Consider the following 16284-nt stretch of genomic DNA (forward strand, 5'->3'; position numbering starts at 1 on the left):
CACCGAAAAATAGCGTATTTATTAACTTCCTATAATAATAATTATGTAAACTAGCGAAAGATAATGTTATTGGAGTGTCATTTTATTACTTTTGTCAATTTCTATTAATATTTTTTCGGGATTGCCTGCATCTAAAGTGCATCTTCCATCAAAGTAGGTTTTCTTGTCTTCATCGTAAAAACCCCTGATTATTTCCGTCTTTTTTTCGGGTGACAATAGCTGCCTGGCATGTGCATCGGAGAGTACAATGTTGTTAATCTTAAATGCTATTTTAAAGTCACAATTTCCGCTCCTAATATTCAGGCATCCCCAGGCATTGTTTCCTCTAATCACCTGTCCCCCGCATTTAGGGCAGATACCCACGACTGGCCTTTTCATGGTTTTCTGATTGGTATTTTGATTGGTATTTTGCATTTTTACATTTGAAACAAGTGCAGCAGTGAATTTTTTAATATCATTCATAAATTCCTGTCTGGTATCCAGTCCCTTTTCGATATCAGCCAGCCTTTTTTCCCAATTGGCAGTTAATTCAGGTTGTGTTAATTCCGCTTCCGGGATGAGTTTTATTAGTCTTATTCCTTTTTCTGATGGGATTAATATTTTTCCCTTGCGCACTATATACTCTCTGCTAATCAGGGTTTCGATTATTGAAGCTCTGGTTGCGGGAGTGCCCAGGGAGATACTCTTCATTTTTGTCCGCAGTTCTTCATCTTCAATCAGCTTGCCGGCAGTTTCCATTGCTCCCAACAGACTGGCCTCAGTAAACTGGGATGGTTTTTTTGTTTTCTTGGAGAGCACCACTGCCTTGGCAACATTAAAGCAATCTCCCTTTTTCACCGCCGGGAGGGTCTGGGCTTCTTCGTCTTCTTTATCTGTATCCTCATCCTTCACCTTCGGCTCAGCCGTATATATGGCTGTCCAGCCGGGCTTAATGATTACCTTGCCGGTTGTTTTAAACTTATATTTTTCAACCTTGGTAATGATTGTTGTATTTTCAGCTTTGCACGGGCTATAAAAAACGGCTGTAAACCGCTTGGCAATTAACATATATACATTGCGCTGATCTGTATTTAAACGCTTTAGATCGGGTTTTACTTCAGTCGGAATGATGGCATGGTGGTCTGTGAGTTTTGCATCATCCACAAATTTCTTATTAACCGGCAGCTTTGGCAAGGCCAGTAACGGCGCAATGAATTTAGCCAATTCCTGAATAGACTGCAGATTTTTCAGGATAACCGGAAATGTTGGGATCTGGGCCGCAGCAAGGTGGTTTGAGTCTGTTCTGGGGTATGTAATAAACTTGAATTCTTCATAAAGCTTTTGTACTATTTCCAGAGTTTTGGCTGCAGATAGTGCGTACTTTTTGTTGCATTCCCGCTGTAAGTCGGTTAGATTATACAGTTTTGGCGGCGCTTCTTCAGTTTTTTTGTTGACTACAGAACCAATTATGCCAACTTTACCGGTTACATTATCTGATACTTCTTTTGCTGCTGACTCAGTGTCAATTTTCGTATTATTATCATTAATATATTTACCCGTGTAGTGTCCGTCAGGGTTTTCAAAAACAGCGTGTACTTCCCAGTAGGGTGTCGGTATGAAATTACGGATTTGTTCTTCCCTGTTAACTATCATCGCCAGCGTAGGAGTCTGTACCCGGCCGACACTAAGGGTAACACCATGTTTCACTGACATTGCCCTGGTACCGTTCATGCCGACTAACCAATCAGCTTCAGCTCTGCAGTAGGCAGCCTGGGCTAAATTATCCTTGGCCGTCCCATCCAGCAAGGTATCAAAACCCTTTTGAATGTCAGGGCCGGCCATCGAACTAATCCACAGTCTTTTCACAGGCAGAGTGCAGCCTGTCATCTGATAGATGTACCGGAAGATTAACTCCCCTTCCCTTCCGGCATCAGTACCACAGATGACAAATTCATAGCTGTTTTTTTTGATGAGGTTGTTTATTACGGTGAACTGACTGGCTGTTTTGGGTGATATGTTGAGTTTGAAAGTATCAGGTATTACCGGCAGATTAGTTAATTTCCACCTGCCGGCGCCCACATATTCGTCCGGTGTCGCTAATTCCACTAAATGTCCGACAGCCCAGGTTATATGATAGTCTTTATTCTCCAGATAGCCGCTCTTAGACACAAACCTCCCCAGTACGCTGGCAATATCTTTGGCAACACTGGGTTTTTCAGTTATTACAAGTTTAGTCAATAGGACCTGTCCCTTCATAAACCCTGCTTCAGTTTGCCATTGTCAGCAGGTTATCCTCTGAATACATGTCATCTCTCAATCTGGCGATAGCTTCGTCTTCCATATACTCGTCATATGTCATTTGCTTATCAATTAGCCCTTTAGGGGTAATCTCAATAATCCTGTTAGCAATTGTTTGCACAAATTGGTGATCATGTGACACAAATAAGACAGTACCCTTAAAATTAATAAGGCCGTTATTTAAGGCCGTGATAGATTCCAAATCCAGGTGGTTGGTAGGTTCATCCAATAATAATACATTAGCTCCGCTCAGCATCATCCGGGACAGCATACAGCGGACTTTTTCGCCGCCTGAAATAACACTGGCTTTTTTGAGAGCCTCCTCACCGGAAAAAAACATTCGACCTAAAAATCCCCGAATAAAAGATTCATCCTGATCAGAGGAATACTGGCGCAGCCAATCAACAAGGTTCAGATCAACATCAAAATGGCTGTTATTATCCTTAGGGAAATAAGCCTGGGAAGTTGTCACGCCCCACTTATACTCCCCGCTGTCAGCCTCAATTTCGCCGATCAAGACTTGAAGGAGGGTAGTTTTAGCCAGTTCATTGGGACCCACCAGGGCTATTTTATCACCGGGGTATACGGTGAAAGTAAGGTTGTCCAGAACCTTTTCACCATCAACAGATTTATTCAGCTCTTCCACAGACAGCAGGTTATTCCCTGCTTCCCGCTCAGGTTTGAAATCAATAAAAGGGTATTTTCTTGACGAAGGTTTGATATCTTCCAAAGTGAGTTTTTCCAATTGTTTTTTTCTGGCCGTAGCTTGTTTGGCTTTTGAAGCATTAGAGCTGAATCTCTGGATAAATTTCTTTAGCTCCTGGGTTTTTTCCTCTGTTTTCTTGTTAGCCTCTTTCAACAGCTTAACCGCTAACTGACTTGATTCATACCAGAAATCGTAGTTACCTACATACAGTTGGACCTTACCGTAATCAATATCAGCGATGTGGGTACATACTTTATTTAAAAAGTGCCTGTCATGTGAAATAACGATGACGGTGTTTTTGTAATTATATATAAAATGATCCAGCCAGGTAATGGACTGGGGATCGAGATGGTTTGTGGGCTCGTCCAGCAAAAGAATGTCGGGATTGCCGAACAATGCCTGGGCCAAGAGAACCCTGACCTTTATCATGCCTTCTATATTCTTCATTTTCTTACCATGGAGTTCCACAGGTACACCTAAGCCGGTTAACAATGCAGCCGCCTCCGACTCAGCCTCCCAGCCATTAAGTTCTGCAAATTCAGCCTCCAGTTCGGCAGCCTCCATGCCATCGGCATCAGAAAAATCAGTCTTGGCATAAATAGCATCCTTGGCATCCATAATTTCATACAGCCTGCGGTGTCCCATAATTACCGTTTTTAAAACCTCAAATTCATCAAACTCAAAGTGATCCTGCTTAAGAATCGCTAATCTCTCTCCGGGAGTAATAATTACTTCCCCTTTGGTAGGCTCGATTTCCCCTGCCAGTATCTGCAGAAAGGTTGACTTGCCTGCTCCGTTAGCTCCAATCAAACCATAACAATTCCCGGGAACAAATTTAATATTCACATCCTCAAATAACGTCCTTTTGCCATAAGTCAAACTAACTCCGCTTGTACTGATCAATTTTCTACCGCCTTTATAATTTATAGTTATTCTGAAAAAGTCACTATCTAACTATTATACTAGAAAATCAAAATTAATTAAACTTTTATAATGTATTTGGGGAAGAAAAAAGAGGGGGGTTACCCCTCTTCTACCTGACAACCACTGTAATTTGCTTTACAAGACTATTGTATTTGGCACTTACTACAGTGGTTCCGATTCCGCGGCCTGTAATTTTCCCCGCATTCGCAGTTGCTACCTCCGGATTTGATGAACTCCACGTCGATATCTGAGTGATATCAGCGGATTCTCCGTTGTTGTCAATTCCGTAGAGGTAAGTTTCTGTTGTTGCTCCCACAGGTACGGCAACAAAAGATGGGGAACTGAACTGCAGATCAACTATATTTTCCGAAGGACTGTCATCGTCAAGGATAGTCAGAACCGCAGATTTCCGGGCATCTGTACCTTCTAAGGCGCTTCCGGAACAGCTCAGCAGCTCAATATTTACACTTTCATTAAATTCGGCTCTGGTATCATGAATACTGCTGATGGAGAACGTTTTTGAGGTTTCACCGGGGTTGAAGGTCAATGTTCCTGAAACCGGTGTGTAATCAACGCCGGCCGCTGCTGTTCCTCCGGTAATTGCAGCATAACTTACATCAGCGCTATTGGCTGTATCACCTGTTCTTATTACAGTAACAGTGATGGTATCACCTTCCGCGACCTCATACGAAGCTGAGGAAAATGCGATAAGTGATAATTCGTTGTCCTTGATCATTATTTGGGCTGCCGCCGGAGTTCCCACTGCCGCTATGAGGGGATTTGTCAAGACCAGGGTTATTGTCTCATTTGCTTCAAATAAGCTGTCATCATGGGTTGATATTGTTATGGTTTTGGCAGCTTCCCCAACATTAAAGGTCACCGTTCCGGAGGAAGCGGTATAATCCAAATCTGCCACAGCTGTACCGTCAGAGGTGCTGTAGTCTATGGTGGAAACTACGTCTGTTCCGCCTGTTCTGGTCAGTGTTACAACTACAGAATCACCTTCATCAACACTATATACAGCGGACTCAAACTGCACAAACGGCGCCGGGTCATCATCAGTTATTGTTATTTCAGTTATATTTTGAGTGCCCAAAGCTGCCATCACAGGATTACTTAAGGCAATGTAGAAATTCTCCTCATATTCGTAAAGAGTGTCATTAATAATCTGGATGTCAAAGCTTTTTACAAGTTCACCCGGATTAAATGTAAGTGTTCCCGAAGTCATGGTATAATCCGCGCCTGCTTCTCCGGTACCATCAATTGCTGCATAAGCAACGGTTGACGTTACCGCTGCTGCTGCCCGCTGCACGGTAACAGTAACAACACCTGCGTTTTCAACTGTGCTGTAAGCTGCCGAAACAAACTCAACCAGGGGCGGGGCATCGTTTTCAACTATGATAACATTTGCGTTTATATTAGTTCCGAGCTCTGCATTTGTTGGGCTGCTTAAGGTTAAACTGAAGTTTTCATCAGGTTCAAAGATGCCGTCATCTATTGATGTTAAGGTAATGGCTTGGCTTAATTCACCAGCTGCAAAGGTTATCGTTCCTGAAACCGGACTATAGTCACTTCCGGCGGCGGCTGTGATGTCGGAACTAGTATAGTCAACAGTTGAAACAGTCCCTATGGCTGAGCGAGTAAGCGTGACAGCAACACTTCCCCCTTCACTCATGCTGTAATTAGTGTCCTCAACTTCTATTACAGGCAGTGGTGTTGTATCGATAATTGTTAAAACCGCTGCTGCCGGGGCAGCCAAGTCAGCATTAACCGGAGCAGTTAAACTGATATTAACTGTTTCATCTCCCTCTACTTCCAGGTCTGAATTTGTGATAACTGTAAACGTTTTGGCAGACTCTCCCGGTCCGAAATTCAGAGTTCCGGCAGTCGGGATATAATCCGTTAAACCGGCAGTACCCGCAGAAGCTGCATAATTAACTGCAGAAGCGCCTCTTATTGAACCGGTTCTGGATACAGTAACGGTAACTGTATCTCCTTCATCGACTGTGTATCCTTCTGTGGTGAAGGATATTTCGGGTTTTGAATCATTATCGGAAATATTAATGGCTGCAGAGTTAATGCTGCCCAAAACACAGCCACCCGGACTGCTGAGGGTAACCTTAAACTCTTCCGCACCTTCAAACGAAATATCATCTAATGTTGAAATAATGACGGTTTTCGTGGTTTCTTCGGCATTAAATGAAATAGTTTGGGTTAATGGGGCATAATCTTCTCCGGCAATTGCCGAATTATCGATTGCCGAATTATCTGCGGTACTTAAAATGACTGTAGAAGGATTATTCAATAAAGCGCCTGTCCTTTGTACCGTTATGGTGACCGGATCTCCTTCAGTGACAGCGTAGTTAGCAGTACTGAACCTGACGGCCCGGCTGGCCGAGGTATCCACATAAAACGTCCATTGTGCAATTGTGATATTCCCGGCAGCATCTTTTGCAGTGACTTCCAAGGTATGTGCTCCATCCATTAAACCTGAAGCCTGACAAGTGAAAGATGCGTCCTTATAACTGTCAACAACCCACCATTCGCTACAGCTATCTGATTCCCAGTGCCCCGGATACTCAAAGGCTGCTGTAACTATGACCCCATCAATTTTAACGATACTGTAGTTTACTATGTTATTGAAAATGGTCTTCGCTGTAACAACCAGGTTAGGTGACGCTGTTGTGAAAGTTGTTCCTGAACCCGCAAACGTCAATTCCGGCCCCGAAGTTTCAATAGTATAGCTCCAACTGGAACTCCCCGTAATGCCGCTGCCGGTCCCCTTTGCGGAAACCCAGACGGTATGAGAACCATCAGCCAAAGGCGCTCCCGGCTGATAACTGATGGTTTTTGCGGTACTATCATATGAATGTGCTGCTATCATACCATCCACTTTTAATACAATAGATGATGGGTCAATAGGGTCATTGTCGGTAACCCGGACAGAAACCGCATTATTAATATTTGTTACTCCGGTTGGGTACTTATTGTCAAAGGCGGGTGGTTCGGCCACGTTAAATGTCCAGGACCGGGTTGCAGTATTGCCTAAATTATCTTTGGCCGTCACTTCAATGGTGTGTGGACCATCTCGCAGCCCGGAGGCCTGATATGATATTGCCGCCCCTTTATAACTGTCAATAACCCACCAGCTGCCACAGCTGTCTGACTCCCAATGGCCTTGAAACTGAAGGTCTGCGGAAACAATCACACCGTCAACTTTAACTAGGTTATAATTTGCCAAATCGCTGATTGAAGTTGTCGCTGTAACAACCAACTGGGGTGAACCTGTTGGATAAGATTCTCCCGTATCAGAAAACGTCAACTCCGGCCCCGAAGTTTCAATAGTATAGCTCCAACTGGAACTCCCTGTAATGCCGCTGCCGGTCCCCTTTGCGGAAACCCAAACGGTATGAGAGCCATCAGCCAAAGGCGCTCCCGGCTGATAACTGATGGTTTTTGCGGTACTATCATATGAATGTGCTGCTATCATACCATCCACTTTTAATACAATAGATGATGGGTCAATAGGGTCATTGTCGGTAACCCGGACAGAAACCGCATTATTAATATTTGTTATCCCGTTTGGAAATTTACTGTCGAATTTGGCTGGTTCGGCCACACTGAATGACCAGGATTGTGTTGAAATATTGCCTGCAATATCTTTGGCAGTTACCTCAATGATGTGTGGACCATCTGTCAAATCAGACGCGTGATATGTTATTGCAGCCTCTTGATAACTGTCAACAACCCACCAGCTGCCACAGCTATCGGACTCATAATGGCCTTGAAACTGAAGGTCTGTGGAGACAATCACACCATCGACCTTAACTACATTATCAGTTGATACATTAGCTGCTGAGTTTGATTTCACAGTTATTATTAAATCAGGTGAGCCTGTGTCAATCACAGCTCCCGGATAATTAAAGCTCAGACTTGGTTCCAGTCCGGTGGAAAGTATATTAAAGTTCAAGGAAGCTGTAAGGATATTCCCACTTGAATCAGAAGCAGTAATAGTTGCAATATGTGAATCATTTATTAAAGTACTTGTTAAGATGGGTTGGTAATCTGAGGCCAGCAGACTAAACATGGCAGCAGCTTGTGGAAACTTCATATTGCTTAAATTATAAGATACTATGCCGGTGGTTTCGTCATAACTATGTTCCACACGAATACCGTCAATCTGTAATAAAATGCTGTCTGGGTCAATGCTGCCATTGTCAGCAAGCTCAAAAGATATTGTGCCGTTTTTTGCAATCGTTCCACCATTAACCGGAACGGTCTCAATGACAACGGGTTTCTCGGAAACATTAAAGGTCCATTCTTCGGTTAATTGGTTACCGGAGATATCCTTCACTTTAACTTCGATACTGTTAACGCCATCATTCAGATTTTCAGGCTGCACCAGAATTGTGGCCTTGTTATTGGAATTAGTAAATTCTACCTTGCCATTTACAGGTTTTTTATTAATTTTTATTTTAACATCATCTTTTAATTCAGTATAAGCATTAACACTTATTATTAACAAAGGACTTGAGGTAGCAAATGTCTTCCCCTGATCGGGAAAAACCAATTCAGGCTGGGGTATCTGTTGACTATGATTATTTTTATCCCAATTGGCATCAGCAGCGGTAGAAACAGATATGCATGATGCTGCTAATATTATTGTTAAAAGGATAATGTAGATTTTTTTACGCATACCTCATCAACCTGCCTCTTGTACTTTTCCTAACAATTATCGCTATGTTTGTTAAGGATTAACAGATAAAACAACTAACAACCCAGCATTAACTGGGTTGTTAGTGTTTATCGGTACATTCCATTGATTTGGTTTTATTTTTTGTTCTCATAACCGTACACCTCATATGTTTTGTCTACATATATCTTACCATAAGTAGTACGGTTAGCCAATCTTTTCCTATCAATAATTGTACAAAATATTTATACCATTAGTTTTTGCGCGGCAATATCATTTACTGTTGCATTTGGGTGTGTATACCGTCCATTTTTGTCGGTGTAAAATTTAATAAAACGACCGGATCTCATCTGGACCGATTGCGCAGGACAGAAATTAAGACAGGCATCACAGGCAAAACAAGTAACTGTCTTTTGCCAGACGGGTTTCTTATCAACCATTTTTATCTTTTGGGATAAACAAACCTTTTCACATACCCCACAGCCGGAACAATTCTCATCAGCATAATAGGCTTTGCCGTAATCGCTGGGGATTTCAATAAGAGCAGACCCCAAAAATTCAAAGAAAAAGTTAACCGGATGAGTAATATCGGTGTCATTTACCAGATAGGGTACTTTATTTGTTATAATATGTTGAAACAAATCAAGCTTATCCTGGACTACTAATTCAAAATCCGCTATTTCTGTAACCGTTGCCTGATGCCATCCTTTAAATTTCGGGTCATTGCTGGCCATATTCAGGATCAAATAAGAATCCAAGCCCTTCCCCTTTTTCTTCAAGCCCTTTTCTATTTTCTTGAATGCGCTGCTGCAGGGGGTACCCTCTCTGGTGGCTGCTGCAAAAACATATTGGGCTGATTTTAAATCCATTTTCCTGATAATACTCTTTACTATCATAGGCACTGTGGCGAAGTGAATCGGGAATACAAAACCCACCGCGTCTCCGTATGTTTCAATGACGTCCTGGTTTAACAGGCTGACAAGTGGTATTAGATTTGTCTGCGGAAGACGTTTTTGTAATTCTTTGGCCACATGTAAGGAATTCCCGGTTCCGGAAAAATAATATATTTCCGTGGTCATGAGAACAACCTCCCCTTACTCCCTATTGACTTTTAGGTCAGCATAAAAGTGTACCAGGGATAACTGGATATAGGGAGCCAGCCAGAGAAAACCTATTCCCAGAGTCAATATACATAAGAGTCCCCAGCCTATAAAGCTAAGCCACATCATAAATAGTTTGCTTTTATAGCCTTCCATCATATTTTTGCTCCGGCGCAGGGCCTCCATTGCTTCCATTCCCGGGTTATCGTTGAGGATGTAAAATGCCTGGGAATAACCTAAGGCCGCAATAATTCCCGGAACAATCAGCAGTAATGACCACAGGACTACCAGTACGGTCACAATCAACTGGAGCAGCATTGCCGGAACAAACTGCTTAAACCCTCCGAAAAGCGCCTCCACCGGTGGCTTCTCACCATCACTAAATCTGGTGAAATACTGAATCTGCCCAAGAGTCATCGGGCCGGTGATAATCAGAGCCAGCAATCCTCCGGAATCAGTGATACTGCCTGGAATACTGATGATAAGTGTAAAAAGGAAACTTACCAAAATAGGTATCCCCCAATTACCCTTCAACTGTTCCCTGGCCATTAACCGTAATTCTGCATTCTCTTTCAATCAATTATCCCCTTTCAATTAGAACACCATGAATTAGAACGCCATAAATTAGAACATCATGAAATCAAAAAGCCAAGACCAGACATATGCAATAGGCATCTCAGTCCCGGTATGAGTTTCATCCCATTCTGAATTAACCTTTCCCCCCTCAAAAACCTCCTCAAAAACATCAACTTCATTAAATTTTTCCTCGATTGTGTTCATATAACTCCCCCCATTTCTTTAAACTAATTCAGCTTGTTGTTTTCTCGTTTTCTCACCTTGCTTTGCAGACTGCCTGTCTGCCCACCATCCAATAGCCCTCTTAATAAGGCCAAGTTTGGTTTCATAAAAATAATCTGTTTCAAACCATCCATTTGCCTTAAAGTATTCATAGTCCGCCGGCAGGCCGGTACCGCTTTTGTGTGAAGTACGCACAAACCTGAATATCATCAGTTCCTTTATCCCGGGCGCCGGCATTTCCGGATTTGTAAGCAGCTCATGAAACTGGTTAGCTGCTTTGGCTGTTTCCAAAGCAATTGTTTGCTGCTGAGCGGCAGTAGGCTCACCTTTAAGAGGTGTAGTAACCCCTACTCCCCGGCAAAGCTTGAAACCCCAAAACTGGGCCACAGACCCCAGGTACTTCAGCACCTCTTTATCACCATATACTCCCTGAGTCACAATCGGCATAAAGGTTTTTCCGAAAAAACATGGCCGGTGGAAGACATATGCCATACGGTCCAACAGGATTTTCAGCTGTGCAGGTACCTGCAGGGAATATACCGGTGCGGCAAAAACTACTCCATCTGATTCCATCAGCGTTTTTGAAACTGCTTTAAGGTCATCGTGCAAAGGGCAGTACTCTTCGCCTTTCTCCAGACAGATGCCACATCCCCGGCATAGCTGCAGGTTGAGATCATTCAAAAATATATATTCAAAATCCACTTCCCCATGCTTCTTTAATTCGTCTGCAAAGGTTTTAACCACCCGGTAGGTCTGCCCTTTATGGGGACTACCGACAACAGCCGTAATCTTCATCAATTAAACCCCCCTCAATTTATTCCATCATACATTCTGACGTTTCAAACCGTTATCTGTACTCCATTCCTTCTTGATATTTTTCATGAAACTGACCAGTACCATTAGGGTAATTACAATCATGGGTACTGCAGTAATAACAGTAACAGTTTGTACCGGCTTAAACTGATCCAAAGATACCAGGGCAAGTGTTAATCCCCCCATGGCTATGGACCAGAAAACCCTGTTCCACCCAGCCGGTTCTTCATAGCCGCTTAGTTCCTTAGTAGAGACCATGGCCATTGAATATACAGATGCATTAACCACAGTAGCCATGCTGATGTAAGCAAGTACAGTCAATACAAACAACATTACCCGACCAAAGGGCAGTGTACCCCAAATTGCCACAGATGCCGCGGCGGGGCCGCTCTTATCCAGTATTTCTGCAATCGGGACCAGGTTGTTGTAATAAACATCCAGCATATGGCTGGAAAATATCCCAAAGAACAACCACGCACCTAAGGTGCTGGAAGCAACCGTAGCCACTGCAAACTCCCGAACTGTCCTCCCCCTGGAGATTCTGGCAAAGTAAATGCCGGTTGGCAATAGCAGCGTCAGATACCACGCCCAATAAAAAATAGTCCATTTCTGAGGGAATCCCGATTCCGCATGAGGGTCCAGATAGAAGGTCATTCTAAAAAAGTTTTGCAGCAGATTGCCAACAGACTCAGTAAAGGTTGCCATAATAAACCTTGTTGGGCCAAATACTAATACCAGCAGGATAACGGCGATGGATAAGCAGACCCTAAAATTACTTAACAGCCGAATGCCTTTATTAAGACCGGAATATACGATAATTGCTATAAAAACAGTCCAGGTAATCAGAATGAAAGCATCCAGGGTTAAAGTCCGTTCAATTCCAAAAGTCTTGGCAAAGAGCTCTGATACTACGGGAGTATTAGCGCCCATCGCAGTTGCAGTCCCTCCAATGAGTCCGAAAAAGTAGCACATATCGACGACCTTTCCCAACCAGCCATTTACCAAACGATGCCCCAGTAAAGCCTCACATGCCGTACTGGGTCTGACCACAGTTTTCTTTTTCACAAAAAACAGGTAGCCAAATGCCAAGCCAAAGACGGTGTACATCGCCCAGGCCAAGGGACCCCAATGAAACAACTGGTATGAAAGAGCCCAGGTGGCTGCTTCATGTGTAAATGGCTTTACTCCGAAGGGCGGAGACTGGAAATTCCAAAACCCTTCCATGGTAGCCCAGAACAGAACACCGGCGCCGCAATTTGTGGTAAACATCATCCCCCACCAGGTTAGGGTATTGAATTCGGGTTTACCTGAGCCGAGCTTGCGATGAGCATAAGGGCCAAATACAAAGTAAAGGAAAAGCCCGAATAGAATTACTGTATACCACAGGAATGCCCATCCAAAGGTATTAGTGACAAAATCAAAAGCGCTTTCCAGTAAAAATGAGGCCCTCTGAGAATCCCAAACAACATATAAGCAAAAAGCGGAAATTAAAATAATTGGCGGAATAAAAACCATCGGGTCTGTCTTAAGCCTATTCCTCTGGGGCCTATTCATAAAGTTCCTCACTTTCTACAATATTGAGTTTGCCAATTTCTATAACTTGTTTTATCCATTTACTTATTTAGCAAATATCGTGCCAAAATTAGGTAGTGTTATAAAATTAACCATTGGAATACCATAAGCCCTTATATATCAAGGATGAAGAAGCAAATAAATTTTTCTCTTAAGCGCCATATGGTTATAACTGCGCATATTAACCCGAGGGAATTTAAGTCAATCGAGACTTACCTCAGTCATTTGTGACTTATTTGCATTTTCAATAATATAAAAACGGTACAACTCCCTTTCCGGGAGATGTACCGTTTTTTGTTGCCGTCAGTTGCGCGGCTTCAAGGGATGATCTTCTCTCAGCCATTTAAATAAAGAAAAGATAAAAATAAACAGAATGAAGATGATGGGAACAGCTGTAATTACGGAAGATAGCTGGACAACTCTCAGTCCGCCCACAACCAGCAAACCCAGCGCCATGGTCCCCAGCACCAGCGCCCAGAATAACCTGTGCCACGGCGCCGGTTCATCAAAGTGGTCCGACTGCCTGGTACAGATAGCTGCCAGGGTATATGCCGCGGCATCCAAACCGGTAGCCTGTGAAATTATACATATAAGGACAAACAGCGGCAGAATTAACCCTGCAGCGGGCAGTGAGCTTAGAATCGCCGCGATAACTTCTGCTGCCCCCTGCTGCTCCAGTATTTTAGTGAGGGAAAGCGCCCCCTGGCCTTCCAGGTAAACAGCGTAACCTCCGAAAACCGCGAAATAAGCAAAACAACCCAGGCTGCCACATACCAACTCGGCACAAATCAGTTCTCTGATAGTTCTGCCTTTGGAAATGCGGGCCACAAAAAGTCCCATATACACAGCCCAGGTAATCCACCAGGCCCAGTAAAAAACCGTCCAGTTCTGCGGAAACCCTGATTTCAGGATAGGATCGGTATAAAAACTCATCCGGGGAAAGTTGTTCAATAACAGGCCCATACTATTGGTGAAATTTGAAAGAATAAAAAGAGTTGGCCCTGCCAATAAAACAAAAAATAATAGCGCTATTGAAGTTATGGCATTAAAGTCACTCAGCTTCTTTATGCCGCGTCTTAGCCCCAAATAGGCGCTGGTTCCAAACAAAGCAGTCCAGATTACCAGGATGATTATCTGCATCTGGAGTGAATCAGGTCTGTCCAGCATTTTGCCAACCAGTGTGGATACCATCGGAACATTCACACCCAGGGCTGTTCCGATCCCGCCAACCAGGCCAATAACAATCGTTAAATCAATGATTTTACCGACCCAGCCTCCTGCCCTTTGCCCAATATGACCACAAGCGGAACTTGGCCTTAACAGGGCGCTCTTACGCACATGAAATGAGTAAGCAATGGCCAGAGCCGGGATGGCATATGTACCCCAGGCGCTGAAACCCCAGTGAAACATTCCATATACAACTGCCCATTCCAAAGATTCACCGGAGTTTGGCGCAATTCCAAACGGTGGGCCGCTGATGTAATAAACCGGTTCTGCCATTGCCCAGTAAAAAAGGGAGGACCCAATTCCGGCATTAAATAACATCGCTATCCAACTGAAAGTAGAGAAATCAGGAGCGTCATCAGGAGCGCCGAACTTCACTTTTCCATACCGGCTGAATGCCAGCCACAACAGGAGGATAAACATTGCAAAAACTGAGCCGAGAAACAACCAGTCAAATGAATGTGTTATGGCCGCCAACAGTGAGGCTGCCTTATTTTCAGCATTTGGGAGTGTTATTAATATTGCTGTCACCGTAATCACGCTAACCAACCCGGGCCAAAAGATACCCGGCTCAATCCGAGCTTTCCTCACCTGAATTCCTCCATTAATTAACCCTGTTCAAGACCGTATTTCCGAATTAGCCGGGATGCTTTGCTTTGACTTATATTTAAAGCCTTGGCCACCTTATATGAACTCTTTAACATTTCATAAGCCCTGGTTATCAATTTTTTTTCAACCATTTCCAATGCCAAATCAAGTGAGGTAAAATCCGTGCCTGAAATCTCCTGGGATTCAAAATTATCCCGGAGCTGCCTGGGCAGGTGTTTTGGTTCAATTACCGACTCCGTAACAGTTATTATCAACCTTTCGACCATGTTCTCAAGCTCACGTATATTACCCGGCCAAGGGTAGTGAACAAGTATTTCAAGGGCTTCATGAGAAAGTTGGTGGGTTGTGTGGCATTCCTTATCAAATTTATTAATAAAGAAGTAAATGAGGTGTGGGATGTCTTCGGTTCTTGCCCTGAGAGGCGGCATCTCTATCTCAATAACATTGAGACGATAATACAGGTCTTCCCTGAACCCTCCTTCGTGAACCATCTTATTCAGGTCGCGGTTTGTAGCAGCTAATATCCGGCAGTCTAATTTGATGGGTTCAGTACTCCCGACACGACAGAAGCTGCGTTCCTGGATAACGTGTAAGAGTTTGGCCTGGAGTCTCAAAGGTATTTCCCCGATTTCGTCAAGGAACAGGGTGCCGCCATCAGCTAATTCAAAAAGCCCGGTTTTACCTTTCTTTTCAGCTCCGGTGAACGCGCCGGGGACATACCCAAATAGTTCTGATTCCAGCAGCTGGTCAGGGATGGCAGCACAGTTTATGGTCATAAAGGGCCCCTCTCTGCGACTGCTCAGATTATGGATATATTTTGCCAGAACGCCTTTCCCGGTTCCTGATTCGCCTAGTATCAATATGTTTGCATCCACCCTGGCAACCTTATGAACTAATTCCAGGAGTTCTTCCATTTGCTTGCTCCGGACAACCAGATTACTGATTTGAAATTCTTTTTTTCTTAACTCCTGAACCTCGTGTTTATATCTTTCTACCAGCTTTAAAGTATCCTGCAGGTCGTGTTTGATTTCACCTATTTGGGAAATATCACGCACATTCTGAACTATAAGCTCCAATTCGCCGTTTTGGTCAAAGACGGGTGTCGCTGTAGTGACAATCCTCTTTCCGGTGATGGTCTTCTGCTCAAGGGTGATAATCTTCTTTTCACTGAGAATCAGAGGAGTTATCGGGGGAAAACAGTAGCCCTCTGCCGCCATCTGACCTGGCTGTTGGCCCAGCAGTTGGGAAGCAGTAACTCCGTAGTTTCTCTCACAGGCATTGTTAACATAGATGGTAATTCCATTTTTATCAGTGACAAATATTTCATCATAGGAATTATCCAATATTTTTTGAAAGGTTTCCTGATCAAGCTCGTTTTGTATCTCAGGCACAGACTTTTGGGGAGACTTTTTTCCTGTCATGACACTGCCTCCATAGACCCTAATTCTGAACTATTGTATTTACTAACAAAGTAAAAAAATGGTGCAGATTTTATCATTCGACATTTTCCCCAAGAACCCTTCTTAAAAAGATACTCAAAATATTAAGTGTGCAGGTGAAGCGGTGCG

10 protein-coding genes are annotated in these 16284 nt (G+C 43.5%); all 10 read right to left on the bottom strand.

Annotated features, from left to right (window positions below; all coding sequences use genetic code 11):
* Window positions 1-66 precede the first annotated feature (66 nt).
* Window positions 67-2217: a type IA DNA topoisomerase gene (locus tag Ga0451573_RS00475; protein WP_231681902.1), complete on the bottom strand. Its 2151-nt coding sequence runs from the start codon at window positions 2215-2217 to the stop codon at window positions 67-69.
* Window positions 2218-2245: 28 nt separating this feature from the next.
* Window positions 2246-3886, bottom strand: a complete 1641-nt coding sequence (locus tag Ga0451573_RS00480; protein WP_231681903.1) for an ABC-F family ATP-binding cassette domain-containing protein — start codon at window positions 3884-3886, stop codon at window positions 2246-2248.
* Window positions 3887-4016: 130 nt separating this feature from the next.
* On the bottom strand, window positions 4017-8603 hold the full coding sequence (locus Ga0451573_RS00485) for a Calx-beta domain-containing protein (RefSeq protein WP_231681904.1): 4587 nt from the start codon (window positions 8601-8603) through the stop codon (window positions 4017-4019).
* 242 nt (window positions 8604-8845) lie between these two features.
* Entirely contained in the window at window positions 8846-9679 is an 834-nt protein-coding gene (locus tag Ga0451573_RS00490; RefSeq protein WP_231681905.1) for an EFR1 family ferrodoxin, read from the bottom strand.
* A 15-nt stretch (window positions 9680-9694) separates the two neighbouring features.
* A complete protein-coding gene (locus Ga0451573_RS00495) occupies window positions 9695-10276 on the bottom strand; it encodes a DUF975 family protein (RefSeq protein WP_231681906.1) in 582 nt (193 codons plus the stop codon).
* A gap of 48 nt (window positions 10277-10324) precedes the next feature.
* Entirely contained in the window at window positions 10325-10480 is a 156-nt protein-coding gene (locus Ga0451573_RS00500) for a hypothetical protein (protein WP_231681907.1), read from the bottom strand.
* 18 nt (window positions 10481-10498) lie between these two features.
* On the bottom strand, window positions 10499-11293 hold the full coding sequence (locus Ga0451573_RS00505; RefSeq protein WP_231681908.1) for a flavodoxin family protein: 795 nt from the start codon (window positions 11291-11293) through the stop codon (window positions 10499-10501).
* A 27-nt stretch (window positions 11294-11320) separates the two neighbouring features.
* Window positions 11321-12865: an L-carnitine/gamma-butyrobetaine antiporter gene (caiT, locus tag Ga0451573_RS00510; RefSeq protein ID WP_231681909.1), complete on the bottom strand. Its 1545-nt coding sequence runs from the start codon at window positions 12863-12865 to the stop codon at window positions 11321-11323.
* A gap of 321 nt (window positions 12866-13186) precedes the next feature.
* Complete coding sequence (locus tag Ga0451573_RS00515; RefSeq protein WP_231681910.1) at window positions 13187-14698, bottom strand: BCCT family transporter; 1512 nt, start codon at window positions 14696-14698, stop codon at window positions 13187-13189.
* Between the two features lie 17 nt (window positions 14699-14715).
* On the bottom strand, window positions 14716-16137 hold the full coding sequence (locus Ga0451573_RS00520; RefSeq protein ID WP_231681911.1) for a sigma-54 interaction domain-containing protein: 1422 nt from the start codon (window positions 16135-16137) through the stop codon (window positions 14716-14718).
* Window positions 16138-16284: the final 147 nt, after the last annotated feature.

The sequence above is a fragment of the Phosphitispora fastidiosa genome (genome assembly GCF_019008365.1).
Taxonomy (GTDB): domain Bacteria; phylum Bacillota; class Thermincolia; order Thermincolales; family UBA2595; genus Phosphitispora; species Phosphitispora fastidiosa.

Coding starts and splice junctions, on each gene's coding strand:
- Ga0451573_RS00485 (WP_231681904.1), bottom strand. CDS start 8,603: ATGCGTAAAAAAATCTACATTATCCTTTTAACAATAATATTAGCAGCA.
- Ga0451573_RS00490 (WP_231681905.1), bottom strand. CDS start 9,679: ATGACCACGGAAATATATTATTTTTCCGGAACCGGGAATTCCTTACAT.
- Ga0451573_RS00500 (WP_231681907.1), bottom strand. CDS start 10,480: ATGAACACAATCGAGGAAAAATTTAATGAAGTTGATGTTTTTGAGGAG.
- Ga0451573_RS00505 (WP_231681908.1), bottom strand. CDS start 11,293: ATGAAGATTACGGCTGTTGTCGGTAGTCCCCATAAAGGGCAGACCTAC.
- caiT (WP_231681909.1), bottom strand. CDS start 12,865: ATGAATAGGCCCCAGAGGAATAGGCTTAAGACAGACCCGATGGTTTTT.
- Ga0451573_RS00520 (WP_231681911.1), bottom strand. CDS start 16,137: ATGACAGGAAAAAAGTCTCCCCAAAAGTCTGTGCCTGAGATACAAAAC.